Source organism: Stenotrophomonas sp. 116085_Sma (assembly GCF_056479585.1).
Window position 1 is genome coordinate 4,663,050 of record NZ_CM151057.1, and the last position, 16,171, is coordinate 4,679,220.

Annotated in this window: 12 protein-coding genes; 1 reads left to right on the forward strand and 11 read right to left on the reverse strand. The window is 69.0% G+C overall.

Going from position 1 to position 16,171, the window contains the following annotated elements; translation table 11 throughout:
- Positions 1-37 precede the first annotated feature (37 nt).
- Together ACZK0Z_RS21575 and mgtE are read right to left on the reverse strand one after the other, a co-directional pair.
- Positions 38-2,758, reverse strand: a complete 2,721-nt coding sequence (locus tag ACZK0Z_RS21575; RefSeq protein ID WP_049426730.1) for a bifunctional acetate--CoA ligase family protein/GNAT family N-acetyltransferase — start codon at positions 2,756-2,758, stop codon at positions 38-40.
- Positions 2,759-2,875: 117 nt separating this feature from the next.
- Complete coding sequence (gene mgtE / locus ACZK0Z_RS21580; RefSeq protein WP_100443719.1) at positions 2,876-4,246, reverse strand: magnesium transporter; 1,371 nt, start codon at positions 4,244-4,246, stop codon at positions 2,876-2,878.
- Between the two features lie 344 nt (positions 4,247-4,590).
- On the opposite strand from mgtE, the gene ACZK0Z_RS21585 reads away from it, so the two are divergent.
- Positions 4,591-6,369: a monovalent cation:proton antiporter-2 (CPA2) family protein gene (locus ACZK0Z_RS21585; protein ID WP_197632608.1), complete on the forward strand. Its 1,779-nt coding sequence runs from the start codon at positions 4,591-4,593 to the stop codon at positions 6,367-6,369.
- Between the two features lie 132 nt (positions 6,370-6,501).
- On the opposite strand, the gene ACZK0Z_RS21590 is transcribed toward ACZK0Z_RS21585, so the two are convergent.
- The 9 genes from ACZK0Z_RS21590 to ACZK0Z_RS21630 all read right to left on the reverse strand — a co-directional run bounded on the left by ACZK0Z_RS21590 (position 6,502) and on the right by ACZK0Z_RS21630 (position 16,151).
- Positions 6,502-9,840, reverse strand: coding sequence for an ankyrin repeat domain-containing protein (locus ACZK0Z_RS21590; protein ID WP_100443720.1), 3,339 nt, complete (start codon positions 9,838-9,840; stop codon positions 6,502-6,504).
- Positions 9,833-10,093, reverse strand: coding sequence for a YcgL domain-containing protein (locus tag ACZK0Z_RS21595; protein ID WP_049431711.1), 261 nt, complete (start codon positions 10,091-10,093; stop codon positions 9,833-9,835). Before ACZK0Z_RS21595 ends, ACZK0Z_RS21590 begins: the two co-directional genes overlap by 8 nt.
- Positions 10,094-10,253: 160 nt before the next feature.
- A complete protein-coding gene (locus ACZK0Z_RS21600; RefSeq protein ID WP_049431708.1) occupies positions 10,254-10,694 on the reverse strand; it encodes a hypothetical protein in 441 nt (146 codons plus the stop codon).
- A 62-nt stretch (positions 10,695-10,756) separates the two neighbouring features.
- The gene (locus ACZK0Z_RS21605) at positions 10,757-11,995 is read right to left on the reverse strand and encodes a beta-ketoacyl-ACP synthase (RefSeq protein ID WP_100443721.1); all 1,239 of its coding nucleotides are present in this window, start codon (positions 11,993-11,995) and stop codon (positions 10,757-10,759) included.
- The gene (locus ACZK0Z_RS21610) at positions 11,995-12,726 is read right to left on the reverse strand and encodes a 3-ketoacyl-ACP reductase FabG2 (RefSeq protein ID WP_049431705.1); all 732 of its coding nucleotides are present in this window, start codon (positions 12,724-12,726) and stop codon (positions 11,995-11,997) included. The genes ACZK0Z_RS21605 and ACZK0Z_RS21610 overlap by 1 nt, the downstream gene beginning before the upstream one ends.
- Complete coding sequence (locus tag ACZK0Z_RS21615) at positions 12,723-13,178, reverse strand: hotdog family protein (RefSeq protein ID WP_049431704.1); 456 nt, start codon at positions 13,176-13,178, stop codon at positions 12,723-12,725. The genes ACZK0Z_RS21610 and ACZK0Z_RS21615 overlap by 4 nt, the downstream gene beginning before the upstream one ends.
- Complete coding sequence (locus ACZK0Z_RS21620) at positions 13,175-14,359, reverse strand: beta-ketoacyl-ACP synthase (RefSeq protein WP_197632606.1); 1,185 nt, start codon at positions 14,357-14,359, stop codon at positions 13,175-13,177. The genes ACZK0Z_RS21615 and ACZK0Z_RS21620 overlap by 4 nt, the downstream gene beginning before the upstream one ends.
- Entirely contained in the window at positions 14,356-14,913 is a 558-nt protein-coding gene (locus ACZK0Z_RS21625) for a DUF3261 domain-containing protein (RefSeq protein WP_197632605.1), read from the reverse strand. The genes ACZK0Z_RS21620 and ACZK0Z_RS21625 overlap by 4 nt, the downstream gene beginning before the upstream one ends.
- A complete protein-coding gene (locus tag ACZK0Z_RS21630; protein ID WP_197632604.1) occupies positions 14,901-16,151 on the reverse strand; it encodes a tryptophan 7-halogenase in 1,251 nt (416 codons plus the stop codon). The genes ACZK0Z_RS21625 and ACZK0Z_RS21630 overlap by 13 nt, the downstream gene beginning before the upstream one ends.
- Positions 16,152-16,171: the final 20 nt, after the last annotated feature.

Genomic DNA, 16,171 nt, shown 5'->3' on the forward strand with positions numbered 1-16,171 from the left:
CGGCTCAGGCGCAAGACAGCCGAGCGTGGGCTCGGCTCTACAGAGGGGTCTCAGGCACTTCGACCTGCTGCACCGGCAGGGTCACCATCATCACCGTCGGGTCGTCCGGGTCGAGCCTGGTCTTGAAGCCCAGGCTCTGGCACATCGCCAGCATGGTGCTGTTCTCGCGCAGCACCTGGCCCTCGACCACATCCAGGCCCAGCCACTTGGCGTACTCGATCATGATCGCCATCAGCCGCCAGCCGATGCCGTGGCCCTTCAGGTCCGAGCGGATCAGGATGCCGTACTCGCCGCGGTGGTAATCGGCATCGGCGTGCAGGCGTACCGCGCCGAGCATTTCGCCACTGCGCGGTTCGATCGCCACCAGTGCGATCGAGCGCGCATAGTCCAGCTGGGTCAGGCGCGCGATGAATTCGTGGCTGAAGTGCTTCACCGACTGGAAGAAGCGCAGGCGCAGGTCTTCGTCGCTGACCCGGGCGAAGAACGCACGGAACAGTGCATCGTCTTCCGGCCGCACCGGCCGCACGAACGCACGGCCGCCATCGGACAGTTCGATGGTGCGCTCCCACTCCTTCGGATACGGGAATACCGAGAAGCGCGGATGGCCACGTCCCTTGTGCAGGATGCGCGACGGTGCCACCGCCACGCGTGCGTCGAGGGCAAGAATGCCCTTGCTGTCGACCAGCAGCGGATTGATGTCCAGCGTGCGCACTTCGGGAATGTCGGCGGCCAGCTGTGCCAGCTTAACCAGTGCAAGGGCCAGCGCGCGCTCGTCGGCAGCCGGTACATCGCCGTAGGCCTTGAGGATGCGCGAGGCCCGGGTCTGTCCGATCAGTTCATGGGCCAGGCGCAGATCGAGTGGCGGCAACGCCAGCGCCTTGTCGTTGATTACTTCTACTGCAGTACCGCCACGACCGACCACGATCACCGGGCCGAACGTTGCGTCATCGGCAATGCCGACAATCAGTTCACGCGCCTTCGGGCGAACAATGGTCGGCTGCACCAGCAGGCCATCGATGCGCGCGTCTGGTCGCAGCTGCCGCGCACGCGAGAGGATCGCGTTGGCCGCGCTCTGCACTGCCGGAAGCGTCGCAAGGTTCAGGCGCACGCCATCGACTTCCGACTTGTGCGGAATGTCCGGCGACAGAATCTTCAGCGCCACGCTGGCACCACGCTCCAGCAGCGGCTGTGCCAGGTCCATCGCCTCGTGCGCATCGCGCGCGTGCATCACCGGCGCGGAGGGAATGCCGTAGGCCTTGAGCAATTCGTGGGTAGCCAACGGATCCAGCCACTGCTGGCCGTTGGCCAATGCCGCATCGACCAGCGCGCGTGCGGCCACCGCGTCGACACTGAAGTCCTGCGGCAGGCTGGGAGGTGTTTCCATCAGCGCGTTCTGCGCCTCGCGGTAGCGCACCAGATGCTGGAAGCCACGCACGGCTTCGGCCTCGGTCGGATAGGTCGGCACCCGTGCCGCGTTGAGCGTGGCGGTGGCCTGGTCGTCGTTGCCCAGCCACACCGCGAATACCGGCTTGTCGCGGTGATGGCGTGGGCGCAGGCCGAGCGTGCGGGTAAGTGCCTGTGCGGCGTCTGCGGATGAAGTGAATGCGGTCGGCACGTTGACCACCATCACCGCATCATTCTCGTTGTCGGCCAGCAGCGCATCGATGGCGGCGGCATAGCGCTCACCATCGGCGTCGACCACGATGTCGACCGGATTGCTGCGCGACCAGCCCTGCGGCAGCACGGCGTCGAGCTTTTCGACCGTGCTGTCGGACAGGTTGGCCAGCGTCCCACGCAATGCGACCAGCTGGTCCACGGCAAGGCGGCCGACACCGCCACCATTGCTGAGAATCGCCAGGCGACGACCGGGGAACGTCCCCAACCGCCCCAGCGATTCGGCGGCGGTGAACAGTTCGTCCAGCGCGCCCACGCGCAGCAGGCCGGCACGGTTGAACGCGGCGCCGTACACGTCGTCGGCGCGGGCCAGTGCCTGTACATGGGTATCACGACTGCCCGGCTGCACGCGTTCGGCGCGACCGGATTTCACCACCACCACCGGCTTGGCACGCGCGGCGGCACGTGCGGCCGACATGAACTTGCGCGCATCCTTGATCTGCTCGACATAGAGCAGGATGGCGCGGGTGCGGTAGTCGGTGGCGAAGTAGTCGAGCAGGTCGCCGAAGTCGACGTCCATCGTGTCGCCCAGCGACACCACGGCGGAGAAACCCACCGAACGGGCCACGCCCCACTCCACCAGCGCCGCGGCAATGGCGGAAGATTCGGAGATCAATGCGAGATCGCCGGCCTGCGGGAAATGCGCGGCGATGCTGGCATTGAGCCGCGCGTGCGGCGCGATCACGCCCAGGCAATGCGGGCCGAGGATGCGCAGGCCATGCTTGCGTGCCACCGCTTCCACCTGCGCCGACAGCGAGCCCGGGCCTTCACCCAGATGCGCGGTGAGGATGATCGCCGCCTGCACGCCGCGTTCGGCGGCGGTGCGCACCACCTGCGGCACGATCGCCGCCGGTGCGGTGATCACCACCAGGTCCGGCACCCAGTCCACGTCCTTCAGCCGCTTGACCGTGCGGATGCCATCGATCTCGGCATGCCGCGGGTTGATCCACGCCACCTTGCCGGGGAAGCCGGTGCCGCGCAGGTTGCGCATCACCGCGCGGCCAGCCGAGCGCTCGCGCGGGCTGCCGCCGATCACCGCGACCGACTGCGGACGGAACACGGACTGCAGGTGGTAGGTACTCATGCGCCTACGGTAACCAAATTCCAGGGCGATGGGGTCAGATCCCTTTCCTCAGGAAAGGGATCTGACCCCCGCGTGACCGTGGCGCGTGCCCACCAAGGTGGGCACCTACCAGAGCAGTTACAGCAGGGTGCCGTGCAGGATCATCGCGGCGATACTGAAATAGATCACCAGGCCGGTCACGTCCACCAGGGTAGCCACGAACGGGGCCGAGGCACTGGCCGGGTCGAAGCCGAGGCGCTTGAGGATGAACGGCAGCATCGAACCGGACAGCGAGCCGAAGGTGACGATGCCGACCAGCGCCGCGCCGATGGTGATCGCCAGCAGGATCCAGTGCTCGCCATAATCATGCAGGCCGCCGAGCTGCCAGATCACGATGCGCACGATCGCCAAGCAGCCGAGGATGGCGCCCAGCACCATGCCGGTGGGGATCTCGCGGATGGCCACCTTCCACCAGTCGCGCAGGCGCAGTTCGCGCAGCGCCAGGCTGCGGATCAGCAGCGAGGTGGCCTGCGAGCCGGAGTTGCCGCCGGAACTCATGATCAGCGGAATGAACAGGGTCAGCACCACCGCGCGCGCCAGTTCGTCCTCGTAGTGCTGCATCGCGCTGGCGGTCAGCATCTCGCCCAGGAACAGCACGCTCAACCAGCCGGCGCGCTTGCGCAGCATCTCGAAGAAGCCGATCTGCATGTACGGCTTGTCCAGCGCTTCCATGCCGCCGAACTTGTGCGCGTCCTCGGTGGATTCCTCGATCAGCGCATCCAGTACGTCATCGACGGTGACGATGCCAAGCATCTGCTGCTGCGCATCGACCACCGGGATCGCCAGCAGGTCGTGGCGACGGATCAGCCGTGCCACTTCTTCCTGGTCCAACAGCGCGTCCACCGTGACCGGCGGATTGACCTGGGCCACGTCCAGGATCGACTCCTCCGGCAGGCCGGTGATCAACCGGCGCATGGTCACCACCTGCTGCAGCTGCTGGGTGGCCGGGTCCAGCACGTAGATCGCGTACACCGTCTCGCGGGTGCGCTCGACCTGGCGGATGTGCTGCAGGGTCTGCGCAACGGTCCAGCTGGCGGGCACGGCCACGTACTCGGTGGTCATCAGCGCACCGGCGGTGTTCGGCGGATAGCTGAGCAGCTTCTGGATGGTCTGGCGGGCATCGGTACCGAGCAGCGGGATCAGCCGTGCGCGTTCTTCTTCGTCCAGCTCGTGGACGATGTCGGTGGCCCGGTCATCAGCCATCAGCCCGAGCAGTGCGGCGGCGCGGGCCGGCGGCAATGCGGCCACCAGCTCGCCGCTGCGGTGCAGCTCCGGCGCTTCCAGCATCTTGACCGCACGCGGCAACGGCAGCGCAGCCAGCGTTTCCGCGGCGCGCACCAGTTCCAGCGTGTTGAGGAATTCCACCGCGTCGGCGGTGTTGTAGTTCGCCAGCGGCGCGGCCAGGGCGGCGGCATCGGCCACCGGGCGCAGCAATTGCTTCTGGTTCATCGGGTTTGCCTTGTGGGGTGCGACCTCGCGCAACGCCAACGCAGGCAAACCGTCCCGATGTCAGGCGGTGGCCATCGCTGGCGTCGAACGAGGTCGACTTCTACTGTCGCTGGACATGGGTTGGGGACTCCGGGATGCGTGTACTGGCGGACGCGCCGCCAGCGGCGGGCAGTCTGGACCCGTGGGCCATGCAGGTCAACCCGGTCCCGCAACGGCAGCACCCTGCCCCGCAGGTTGTTCTCGTGCGTACACAGACCGGCGCGCATAATGGCGCGGTGGTGTTCGCCACGCTTTCTCCACCCGAACGGACGCACAGCGGGCTCCCCCGATGACCAGGTATTCCCATGCATAGCGGTGGTCTGGAACTGGCCCTGGTGCTGCTGCTGGCGGCGGTCATCGCCGTGCCGGTGTTCAAGAAATTCGGCTTCGGCGCGGTGCTGGGCTATCTGGCGGCCGGCGTGGTGCTGGGCCCGGACGGGCTGGGCTTCGTGCAGGACGCCGACCGCATCCTTGGCGCCGCCGAGATCGGCGTGGTGATGCTGCTGTTCGTGATCGGACTGGAGCTGTCGCCGGCACGCCTGAAGGTGATGCGGCGCTCGGTGTTCGGTGCCGGTGCGGCGCAGGTGGCGCTGTCAGGGCTGTTGCTGGGCGGCCTGCTGCTGCTCGACCACTTCCAGTGGAAGAGCGCACTGGTGGTGGGTGTGGCGCTGGCGCTGTCATCCACGGCGGTGGGCCTGCAGCTGCTGTCCGAGCACAAGGCGATCAACAGCGACCACGGCCGTTTGGGCTTTGCCATCCTGCTGTTCCAGGACCTGATCGCGATCCCGCTGCTGGCGGCCATTCCGCTGCTGGGCGGGGTCAAGAATGAAACCCTGCGCTGGGAAGATGCGGCCGTCGCGCTGGGTGCGCTGGCGGTGGTGATCCTGTGCGGGCGGCCGGTGCTGCGCCGGGTGTTCAGCACCATTGCCCGCACCCGCAGCCCGGAAGTGTTCACCGCCACCGCGTTGCTGGTGGTGCTGGGCACCGCCTGGTTCATGCAGGAAGCCGGCCTCAGCCCCAGCCTCGGTGCCTTCCTGGCCGGCGTGCTGCTGTCCGACTCGGAGTTCCGGCACGAACTGGAATCGCAGATCGAACCATTCAAGGGCCTGCTGCTCGGCCTGTTCTTCATCGCGGTGGGCATGGGCATCGACCTGGACCGCATTGCCGCCGAGCCCTGGCTGATTGCCGCGGGTGTCGGCATCCTGCTGGTGGTCAAGTTCAGCCTGCTCTACGCGGTTGGCCGCGTCGCCCGGCTCAGCCCGCGGCAATCGCTGCTGCTGGGCAGCGTGCTGTGGCTGGGCGGCGAGTTCGCCTTCGTGGTGTTCAACGAGGCGCAGCGCGCGCACCTGCTGGGCAACGCCAACCACGACCGGCTGGTGGCGATCGTCGGCCTGTCGATGGCGATCACGCCGCTGTTGATGATTGCGCTGTTGAAACTGCTCGGCCAGGAGAAAGCCGCGCCGCGCGAGCCGGCCGACGCCGACAAGGTGGCACCGGACAACCGGCCGAAGGTACTGATCGCAGGCATGGGCCGCTTCGGCCAGGTGATCGCGCGCCTGCTGACCGCGCAGAAGGTACCGTTCGTGGCGCTGGAGGCGAACCCGGATACCGTGGCCGACCTGCGCCGCTTCGGCAACCAGCTGTATTACGGCGACCCGACCCGGCCGGAGATGCTGCGCGCGGCCGGCGGCGAGCACATCGATGTGTTCGTGATCACCGTGGACGACCCGGAAACCAACCTGCGTGCGGTGCGCATGGTGCGCCGGCTGTATCCGGACGCGACGGTGCTGGCGCGTGCGCGCAACCGCCAGCATGCGTGGCGGTTGATGGACATGTCGGCCGAGCCGTTCCGCGAGGTGTTCGGCACCAGCCTGGAGATGAGCGGCCGCGTGCTGACCGCGCTGGGCATTGCGCCGAACGTGGCCGAGCGCCACGTGCAGCGTTTCCGCGAGCACGACGAACAGCTGCTGCGCGACCAGTACCTGGTCTACGACGACGAGGCGGCGGTGATCCAGACCTCGCGCGATGCGCGCAACGACCTGATGCACCTGTTCGAGGCCGACGCGGAAAGCGACGACAAGTAGGCGTGCCGGCCAGCGGCCGGCACCCACCACAGATTGAGGTTGCGGATTCCGGCAGTAGATCCACGCCATGCGTGGATGCTTTGGCTTCCGGGCACGATCATCCACGCATGGCGTGGGTCTACCGGGTCCCGATCAGCCGTTGTCGCGCAGGAACCGCGCCATCGACGAGACACCCGGCACGCGCGGTTCGAACTCGCCGGCCACATCGATGAAGCCCCGCATCACCGCGATCTCGCGCGGGCTGCGGTTGAGGCTGTCGCGCACTTCCGGATCGGCGCCAGCGCGCAGCAGGCGCTGCACCAGCAGCGGCAGGCCATGCAGCGCCGCCAGGTGCAGTGGACCGAAGCCGCGCGGGTCGCGCACGTCCAGGCTCACGTCTTCGTCCAGCAGGCGTTCCGCCGCGGCCATCACCACCTGCTCGTCGCAGGCGGTCCCGGGCTCGGCGCGGGCGCCCAGCAGCAGCAGCAGCGGCGTGACCGAACCGGCCGCGGCCTGGTCCGGTTCTGCACCGGCCAGCAGCAGGGTGTCGAGCAGCGCGAGCAGGCGCGAACGGTCGCGGGCACTGAAGCCGTACAGCGCGGCACAGTGCAGCGGGCCCAGCTGCTGCGCGTCACCTGCGTGCACGTCGGCACCGGCAGTGAGCAGGCGCGCGACGATGTCCGGCAGGCCCAGCGCAGAGGCCAGCATCAACACGGTCACTCCGCCCGGCAGGCGGTGTTCCAGCTTGGCGCCGGCGTCGAGCAGGGCCGAGACGATATCCACCTGGCGCATGCTGACCGCCGCCGACAGCGGCGTGGCACCGCTGGCCGCCGCGTGCTGCGGATCAGCGCCACGCGCCAGCAGCAGGTCGGTCACCGCCAGATGGCCGCCACCGGCGGCGCGCAGCAGCGCGGTGCAGCCCTGTGCATCGACCGCATCAACGGCAAAGCCCAGATCGATCAGGCGGCGCACCGCATCGACGTCACCGGCCATTGCGGCGGCCGGCAGATCGGCCTCGCGCAGGGTGCGGCGCGGCAACGGCCACACCCGCCAGTCCAGCCAGTCGGCCAGATCGCGGCGGCCAATCGACAGCGCCACGCCCAGCGGCGTCTGGCCATCGGCGGCGCGGGCTTCCGGCGAGGCGCCGTGCTGCACCAGCAGCTTCAGCGCACCTTCGCGGGCCAGCGCAGTGGCCAGATGCAATGCGGTCATGCCGTGGCTGTCGCGCGCTTCGCGATCCACGCCCGCCTTCAGCAGGGCCTGCTGCAGGCGCAGCCAGCCCAGGCGCACCGCCAGCGAAAGCGGCGGATCACCGGCCGGCGAAGCTGCGAACGGATCGGCGCCACGCTCCAGCAGTTCCAGCGCCAGCTGTTCCAGGCCGCGCGCCGCCTGGTCGTGCTGGGCGCAGGCGGCAAGGAAGCGCGCCAGGCCGCCACGGCCGGCCGGCGACAGGCCACGCTGCAACATCACCTGCAGCGCCGGCACCGCATCGATGCCGCGCGACAGCAGGGCGAACATCGGCGTATCGGAACAGGCGTCGCGCACGTAGGGATCGGCGCCGTGGCCCAGCAGCCAATCAACCGCGCGCGGCTCCAGCGCCAGTTCCGGATCGAGCAGCAGGCCACCCAGTTCTTCCGGCTGGCACAGCTTGGCCAGCGCGGCCATGCCTTCGGTGTTGCCGAAGCCCAGCGCTTCGCGCAGCAGGGTCAGCGGCGGGCGGTCCGGCAGCAGGCCACTGGCACCGGCGGCTTCGCCACGCTCGGCCAGGCCGTCACTGACCGCGGCCGGCAACGGATAGGAGGGATCCAGCAGCGCGACGATCGCCCAGCGGCCGGCTTCGGCAGCGTAGTCCACCGCGCGGCGACCGACCGGATCGGTCGCGTCGGCGGCGATGCCCAGCTCCACCAGGCGCTTGATCAGCAACGGCGAGACATCCTCGGCCATCACCGCCAGCTGCACCGCGTTGCGGCCTTCGCCGTCAACGGCAACCAGGTCCGGCTTGTGCGGCAGCAGGTGTTCGACCACCGCGGCACGCCCGGCACGGGCGGCTTCCAGCCAGGGCGTGCGCCCCAGTGCATCGCGCGCTTCCAGGTTGGCACCGGCGGCCAACAGCACGCCGATGATCTCCACATGCCCGGCCAGCGCCGCCTCGTGCAGCGCGCTGCGGCGCTGGCGGTCGCGGGCGTCGGCACGTGCCTTGTGCTTGAGCAGCAGCTGCACGCCAGCCGGATCGTCGTCTTCGGTGGCAGCGGCGGCCAGCAGCACCGGGGTGCCCTCTGCCGGTTCGCTGCGTGCACCGCGTTCGAGCAGGAAGCGGGCCAGGCGCCAGTTGCCAACCTGGCAGGCCACCGCCAGCGGCGACCAGCCATCGCGGTTCAGCGCGTCGACTTCGGCGGCGGCATCGCGCAGCAGCGCGGCCACACCCGGGTCGGAACTGCGCGCGGCATGGTGCAGCGGCGTATTGCCATCGCTGTCGGTAGCACGCGAGTCGGCACCGTTGGCGAGCAGGGTCATCACCGCTTCGGGGCGGCCATGCCAGCTGTCACGCGTGGCGGCCAGCAACGGCGTCATGCCGCGGTGCGGCGCGTTCACGTCAACGCCGCGGGCGATCAGTTCGCGCAGCAGGCGCAGGTCCGGCAACACCGCGGCCAGCACTGCCAGGCTGCGCTGGTCGCGCCAGTTCGGGTCGGGCAGCGCATACGGATCGGCGCCGGCCTGCAGCAGCTGCAGGCCACGGTCGATGCGGCCATGGCGGGCGGCTTCATACAGTGCCGGGGTCAGCTCCTGCGGTGCCATCGCCTCCAGCGGCGCGGTCTCGGCCGCGGCGGCGAACATCGGTTCGTGTTCGTGGCTGGACGTCGCCAATGGGCTGGAGCGCAACGCCACCAGCGGTGCCGGCTTGACCCGCTGCAGCAGCAGATGCAGCAGCGGTGACAGCAGCACCACCGCCAGCGCGGTGGGCCAGCGTGCGCTTTCCGGCAGCAGGCCCGGCCAGGCGGGCAGCACCACCAGCGCGGCAAGCGCGATCACCAGCGCGGCCACGCCAAGACCGCGCCAGGCGGTCAGGTCGCGACCGGCCAGCGCCTGCCAATGGTGGGCCAGGCTGCCATCAAGCCGTTCGACATCGTTCCACAACGGCCAGGTGCGCCAGGCCGCGAGCAGGCCGGCACTGACCAGCACGCTCAGGCCCAGCACCGCCGCAAGGCTGCCGCTGTCACGCAGTGCGGCCAGCGGCCAGGCCAGCAGCAGCGCCAGCAACACCGGCGCCGCCGACCACAACGCCAGCAGCGCCGGCAGGTCCTGGCGTGCAACCACCTTCAACGGCAGCAGCGCGCGGCTGCGCCGCCACCACGACACGCCCAGCGCGAACACCGGTTGTGCCAATGCGGCAAGGACGGCACCGGCAACGCCGCCCACGGCAGCGCCCAGCGCCAGCAGGGCGCCGGCAGCGAAGGCGATCGACAGGGCGCGCGGACGGGAGGCGTCAGTCATAGTGGCGCGGCATCAGGCTGGCCACCGACGGCGGCACCTGCAGGTAGAACCCGCGCTCGCTCATTTCACTGCGAACCTTGTCCGGGTCGGCCTGGGCCAGGCGGCGCTGGGCATCCAGAGCCACGTCCAGGACGAAAGTGAGCGCACCCAGCGAGGTGAGCAGCGGCGCAGGCAGCGCGCTGAAATCATCGCGTCGGGGAACGTAGACGTAGGTGTCAGGCTTGAGTTGGCTTTTATAGACGTAGGCGTGCATGTCCGCGGGACGATAACCCGGGAAGAGCCATGATTGTGTCGGAAAGCCGACACCGGGGAAAGCCGTCAGCCGACGATGGCGGCGGGATCAACGGCGTTTCCCCGACGGGGTTCAGCAATGTGGCGGCGGCGTTCAGGCAACGCCACCGCCCTGCGGTCGCTTACTTGACCTTGGCGTAGGTGCCCTTCAGCGCCACGCCGGCGACGAAGGTACCGGCCCAGCACTCGTAGTTGGTGCTGCTCTTGAACTCGTTCTTCTTGTAGTAGCTGACGATGTCGACCACCGCGTTTGCACCGCGCGACCTGGCGCCATCCTGCAGCGCGCGCAGCGCCGACAGCGCAACCCAGCGGCAGGCTTCGGCGTCGCTCTTGTTGGCGGCATTGGTCTTCTTGTTGGTCACGTCTTCGCCCAGGCGCTGCTGCACGCCGACCGGCTGGCCGGCCAGGTAGAAGCGCACGCTGCCGTCAATGCCGGCGTCCCTGGCGGCCTGCGAGCTGACCAGCTCCTGCAGGGACTGCTCGAGGCGGGTATCGCGGGCGGAAGCGGTGGAGGTCAGGGCCAGCAGTGCGGTGGCCGTGGCGATCATCAGGGTGCGGCGCATCGGAACATCTCCTTGTCGAGGGTGCGGGTGGGTTGCGGAAAAAGGCGGGATGGGACGGCGGATCATTCGCTCCAGCGGCGGAACACCAGCGAGGTATTGATGCCGCCGAAGGCGAAGTTGTTGCTCATCACGTACTCGGCCTGCAGTTCGCGGCCCTGCCCGGTGATGAAGTCGAGCTGGCCGCAGCGCGGATCGACCTCGGCCAGGTTCAGGGTCGGCGCGAACCAGCCGGCGCGCATCATTTCGATGCTCAGCCAGGCCTCGAACGCACCACAGGCACCGAGCATGTGGCCGACGTAGCTCTTCAGCGAGCTGATCGGCACGCGGCTTCCGAACACCTGCGCGGTGGCCTGGGTCTCGGCGATGTCGCCGTGATCGGTGGCGGTGCCGTGGGCATTGACGTAGTCGATCTGCGCCGGCTCCAGGCCTGCATCTTCCAGCGCCAGGCGCATGGCGGTGGCCATGGTGTCGGCGCTGGGCTGGGTGACGTGCTGGCCATCGCTGTTGGTGCCATACCCGACCACCTCGGCAAGGATGGTGGCGCCGCGTGCCTGCGCGTGCTCCAGGTCTTCCAGGATCAGCGTGCAGGCACCCTCGCCCAGCACCAGGCCATCACGGCCGGCATCGAACGGGCGCGGCGTGGTCTGCGGCGCGTCGTTGCGCACGCTGGTGGCGAACAGGGTGTCGAACACCGCCGCAGCGGTGGCGTCGAGCTGCTCGGCACCGCCGGCGACCATCACCGTCTGCTTGCCGCTGCGGATCGCTTCATAGGCCGCGCCCACGCCCTGGCTGCCCGAGGTGCAGGCGCTGGAGGTGGTGTAGACGCGCCCGGACAGGCCGAAGAACACGCCGATGTTGACCGGCGCGGTGTGGCTCATCATCTTCAGGTAGGTGGTGGCGCTGATGCCATCGGTGGTGAACTCGTTGAGCATGCGCCCGAACTCACCGGTGGCTTCGTGGCTGCCCGACGAGGAACCGTAGGCCACGCCGGTGCGGCCGCTGCGCAGCACCGGGTGCTCGTGCAGGCCGGCCTCGCGCAGCGCCACTTCGGTGGCGCGCACCGACATGATCGCCACCTTGCCCATCGAGCGGGTGGTCTTGCGGTTGTAGTTCGGCGGCAGCTCGAAGTCCTGCGCCGGCGCGGCCAGCTTGGTGTTCAGGCCGGCGTAGACATCCCATTCGGGCATCGTGCGCACCGCGTTGCGGCAGCTGCGCAGGTGCGCTTCGATGGTCGGCCAGTCATGGCCGAGCGGACTGATCGCGGACGCGCCGGTCACCACTACGCGACGATCGGCGGCCATCAGAGCATGCCTCCGTTCACCGAGATCACCTGGCGGGTGATGTAGCCGGCCGGCTCGGACAGCAGGAACGCCACCGTGGCCGCCACTTCGTCGGGACGGCCGACACGGCCGGCCGGAATCAGCTTGAGCGCGTGTTCAACCACTTCGTCGTTGAGCATTTCGGTCTCGATCAGGCCCGGGGCCACGCAGTTGACGGTGATCTGGCGGCTGGCCAGTTCCAGCGCCAGGGCCTTGGTGGCGCCGATGATGCCGGCCTTGGCGGCACTGTAGTTGACCTGCCCGCGGTTGCCGGCCAGGCCGGACACCGACGACAGGGTGACGATGCGGCCCGGTTTGCGCCGCCGCACCATCGGCATGATCAGCGGATGCAATACGTTGTAGAAGCCATCCAGGTTGGTGTGGATGACCTGGTCCCAATCGTCGGCCGACAGTGCCGGGAAGGCGCCGTCGCGGGCGATGCCGGCATTGCAGACCACGCCGTAATACGCGCCGTGCGCTTCGACATCGGCCTCCAGCACGGCGCGTGCGGCCTCTCGATCGGCCACGTCGAACATCAGCACGCGGGCCTGCTGGCCCAATGCGTGGATCTCGGCCATCACGGCCTGTGCCTCATCCAGGCGGCTGCGGCAATGCACCACCACGTCGAAGCCATCGCGCGCGATGCGCAGCGCAATGGCCCGGCCGATGCCCCGGCTGGCGCCGGTCACCAGCACACTTCGATTCCCTGTCATGCCTGTCCACTCTCCAGATAGGCCATCGCATCGGACGGTTCGAACACCGACACGTTGGCTGTCGCCCATTCGTCCTCGCCCGCCAGGATGCGGCAGGCGAACATCCCCAATCCATTGTCACCCAACAGCTCGCAGCGCGCCTGTACACGCAGTCGCGAGCCGCTGGGGAAGCTGCTGCGCGCGCTGTTGTAGCGGCGGCTGCCGAGCAGGAAACCGAGCTGCGGCGGCTTGCCGGCCGCACGCGCACGGCAGCCGGCCCAGGCCGCGATGGCCTGCGCCATGTACTCGATGCCCACCCAGGCCGGCACTTCGTGGTTTTCCACGAACAGGCCGGCCTCGGGCACCACCAGTTCGGCCTCGATGGCGTCCTGGTCCCAGTGCGTGATGCGCTCCAGCAGGCACATGTCCTGGCGGTGCGGCACCACCTCTTCAATCGCATACAGCATGTTCATCGGCGCTCCAGCGCCAGCACGGCATTGCTGCCGCCGAAGGCGAACGAATTGCTCAGCACCCGCCGCGGCGGCTGTGCCAGGCACGTGGCGGGTGCGACCAGCGTCAGCGTCGGCAGCGCGGGATCGGCCACGCCGTCCCACCAGTGCGGCGGCAGCTGCTGCTGCGGATTCTCGGCCAGCAGGATCCAGCACAGTGCGGCTTCGATCGCGCCTGACGCGCCCAGCGTATGGCCGGTCAGCGGCTTGGTCGAACTGGCCGGAACGCCGTTGCCCAGCACCTGCGAAACCGCAAGGCTTTCCATCGCATCGTTGTGCCCGGTGGCGGTGCCATGCAGGTTCACGTAGTCCACTTCATCGGTGGCCCAGCCGGCGCGCTGCAGCGCCTGCTGCAGGGCATCGATGGCGCCCAAGCCCTGCGGATCGGGCGCCGACATGTGGTGGGCGTCGGCCGATTCGCCCCACCCGGCCAGGCACACCGGACCCGGCTCGCGGGTGAGCAGGAACAGTGCCGCGCCTTCGCCGATGTTGATGCCGGCGCGGTGCTGCGAGAACGGGTTGCAACGCGACGCCGACACCGATTCCAGCGCGCTGAAGCCAGCCACGGTGAAGCGGCACAGCGAGTCGGCACCGCCGGCGATGACCGCATCGACGATGCCGGCGCGCAGCATGCGCGCGGCCGACATCAGCGCCTTGGCGCTGGACGAGCAGGCAGTGGACAGGGTCCAGGCCGGCCCCTGCGCGCCACTGCGCTGGCGCACGAACTGCGCGGCGGTGCCCATTTCCTGCTGGGCGTAGTCGAACCCCGGCGGCCACTGGCCCTGTTCGGCGTATGTGCGCAGGGCCTGCTCGGATTCACCGATGCCCGAAGTGCTGGTGCCCAGCACCACCGCCACGCGCTCGGCACCGTGGCGGGCGACGGCGGCGCTTACCGCCGGCGCGATCTGCACCAGGGCCACCTCCAGCAGCGCGTTGTTGCGCCCGCGCAGGGCGGCCGGCAGGTCCTCCAGCGCCGGCAGCGGCGTGCGCACTTCGCCCAGCGCCAGGGTGCGCCCCGGCAGCAGGTGGTCGTTGTCGCTGAGCCCGCCCGGCACGTCGGCGAACATCGCCGACGCCACCGCGGCGCGGCCCTCGCCGAGCGCGCAGACCACGCCCAGGTCGTTCAGGTAGATCGGTGCACTCATCGGTCCTGCCCGGCCATGTCGATCGATTCGATGCGCAGTGCATAGCCTTCGGCGCGGTTCTCCAGCTGCACGCTGCCATCGTCCAGCCGTTGCAGCTGCAGCCACACCACGCCATCGCGCGACAGGCTGCGCTGCTGGCCGTCGTCGCTGACCTGCCAGCCGGCCGGTAGCGCGGCAGCGATGGCGGCGGTCGGCCACAGCGCGAACTGCAGGTCATCGAGCACACGCTCGGCACGCACCTGCGGCGGCAACCACGGCGCACGCTGCTGGGTCAGCTGTCGGCCGTCCCATTGCAGGCGCACGCCGGTCTGGCCCATCGCCTGCACCGCCAGCTGTACCTGCTGGGTGTCGGCTTCCAGCAGCGCATCGAGGTCGCGCTCGTGGCTGCCGAAGCGGAAGTGCAGCTGCTGCTGCAGCGCCAGCGGCGCCGGCAGGCTGGTCGGCGACAGGCGCAGCGGCGGCAGCTCCACCTGTGGCTTGGGCATGCGCCCGGCACAGGCGGCCAGCAGCAGGCACTGCAGCAGGGCCGCAGTACGGAAGATCAGGCGCTGCACAGTTCCTCCAGCACGCGCATGCGGCGGCCACTCTCGTCGGCCACATACGGGTTGTTGGTGTCCCAGGCGTATCCGGCCAGGATGGAACTGATCATGTTGCGTACTTCCGGCTGCTGCTGCGGGTGGTAGATGATCTTCTGGAAGCCGCCCTGGTACCAGCTTTCCACGAAGCGGCGGAAGGTCTTCACGCCTGCACGCAGCGGCCTGGAGAACTCCGCCTCCCAGTCCACGGTTTCACCGGCATAGCGGCGCTTGAGGCACTCGCTGGCCAGCTGCGCGGACTTGAAGGCAATGGTCACGCCGGACGAGAACACCGGGTCGAGGAACTCGCCGGCGTTGCCCAGCAGCGCATAGCCCGGGCCCCACAGCGAGCTGACATTGGCCGAGTAGCCGGTGATGCGGCGCACCGGCAGCACCGCCCATTCGGCATTGGCCAGCAGCCCGGTCAGGTTGGGGTCCTCGCCGACGATGGCCTGCAGCTTCTGCAGGTCGTCGCCTTCGTAGCGCTCGAAGAACGACGGCTCGGCGACCACGCCCAGCGAGCAGCAGCCGTTGGAGAACGGAATCGTCCAGTACCAGACGTCGATGTGCTCGGGGTGGGTGGTGATCAGGATCTTGTTGCGGTCGAAGTCCGCTTCGGCCGGGATGTTGTCGCGCACGTGGCAGAAGATCGCGCCGCGCACCGGGAAGTTGGAGGGTGATTCCAGCTGCAGCAGGCGCGGCAGCAGGCGTGCGAAGCCGGAGGCATCGAGGATGAAGTCGGCTTCGATGCGGTATTCGCTGCCATCCGGGCGGCGCACGTTCACCGCCGGCTGTTCACCGGGTTCGACCGACAGCACTTCATCACCGAAACGCAGCGTGGTTCCCATGCGCTCGGCGCCGCGTGCCAGCACGTTGTCGAAGTCGGCGCGCTGCACCTGGTAGGTGGTGCCCCAGCCCGGCGAGAACTTGTTCCGGAAGTCGAAGGCGGTACGTGCTTCACCGTGCACGAAGGCCGCGCCGTTCTTGTACTGGAAACCGGCCTCGACCACGTCCTGCAGCAGCCCGGCCGCTTCGATGTACTCCATGCTCTGCGGCAGCAGGCTTTCGCCGATGGAGAAGCGCGGGAACTGCTGGCGCTCCAGCATCAGCACCTGCCGGCCCTGCTGGCGCAGCATCGCCGCGGCGACGGAGCCGGCCGGGCCCGCGCCGATGATCAGGATTTCAGTGCGTTCGACAGCATCCAAAGCAGTACTCATCGGGGCGTCCTTGTTGCTCG

What these genes read in the sequence shown, in the direction of transcription:
- ACZK0Z_RS21575 (WP_049426730.1), bottom strand. Translation starts at nt 2,758, where the DNA reads ATGAGTACCTACCACCTGCAGTCCGTGTTCCGTCCGCAGTCGGTCGCG.
- mgtE (WP_100443719.1), bottom strand. Translation starts at nt 4,246, where the DNA reads ATGAACCAGAAGCAATTGCTGCGCCCGGTGGCCGATGCCGCCGCCCTG.
- ACZK0Z_RS21585 (WP_197632608.1), top strand. Translation starts at nt 4,591, where the DNA reads ATGCATAGCGGTGGTCTGGAACTGGCCCTGGTGCTGCTGCTGGCGGCG.
- ACZK0Z_RS21590 (WP_100443720.1), bottom strand. Translation starts at nt 9,840, where the DNA reads ATGACTGACGCCTCCCGTCCGCGCGCCCTGTCGATCGCCTTCGCTGCC.
- ACZK0Z_RS21595 (WP_049431711.1), bottom strand. Translation starts at nt 10,093, where the DNA reads ATGCACGCCTACGTCTATAAAAGCCAACTCAAGCCTGACACCTACGTC.
- ACZK0Z_RS21600 (WP_049431708.1), bottom strand. Translation starts at nt 10,694, where the DNA reads ATGCGCCGCACCCTGATGATCGCCACGGCCACCGCACTGCTGGCCCTG.
- ACZK0Z_RS21605 (WP_100443721.1), bottom strand. Translation starts at nt 11,995, where the DNA reads ATGGCCGCCGATCGTCGCGTAGTGGTGACCGGCGCGTCCGCGATCAGT.
- ACZK0Z_RS21610 (WP_049431705.1), bottom strand. Translation starts at nt 12,726, where the DNA reads ATGACAGGGAATCGAAGTGTGCTGGTGACCGGCGCCAGCCGGGGCATC.
- ACZK0Z_RS21615 (WP_049431704.1), bottom strand. Translation starts at nt 13,178, where the DNA reads ATGAACATGCTGTATGCGATTGAAGAGGTGGTGCCGCACCGCCAGGAC.
- ACZK0Z_RS21620 (WP_197632606.1), bottom strand. Translation starts at nt 14,359, where the DNA reads ATGAGTGCACCGATCTACCTGAACGACCTGGGCGTGGTCTGCGCGCTC.
- ACZK0Z_RS21630 (WP_197632604.1), bottom strand. Translation starts at nt 16,151, where the DNA reads ATGAGTACTGCTTTGGATGCTGTCGAACGCACTGAAATCCTGATCATC.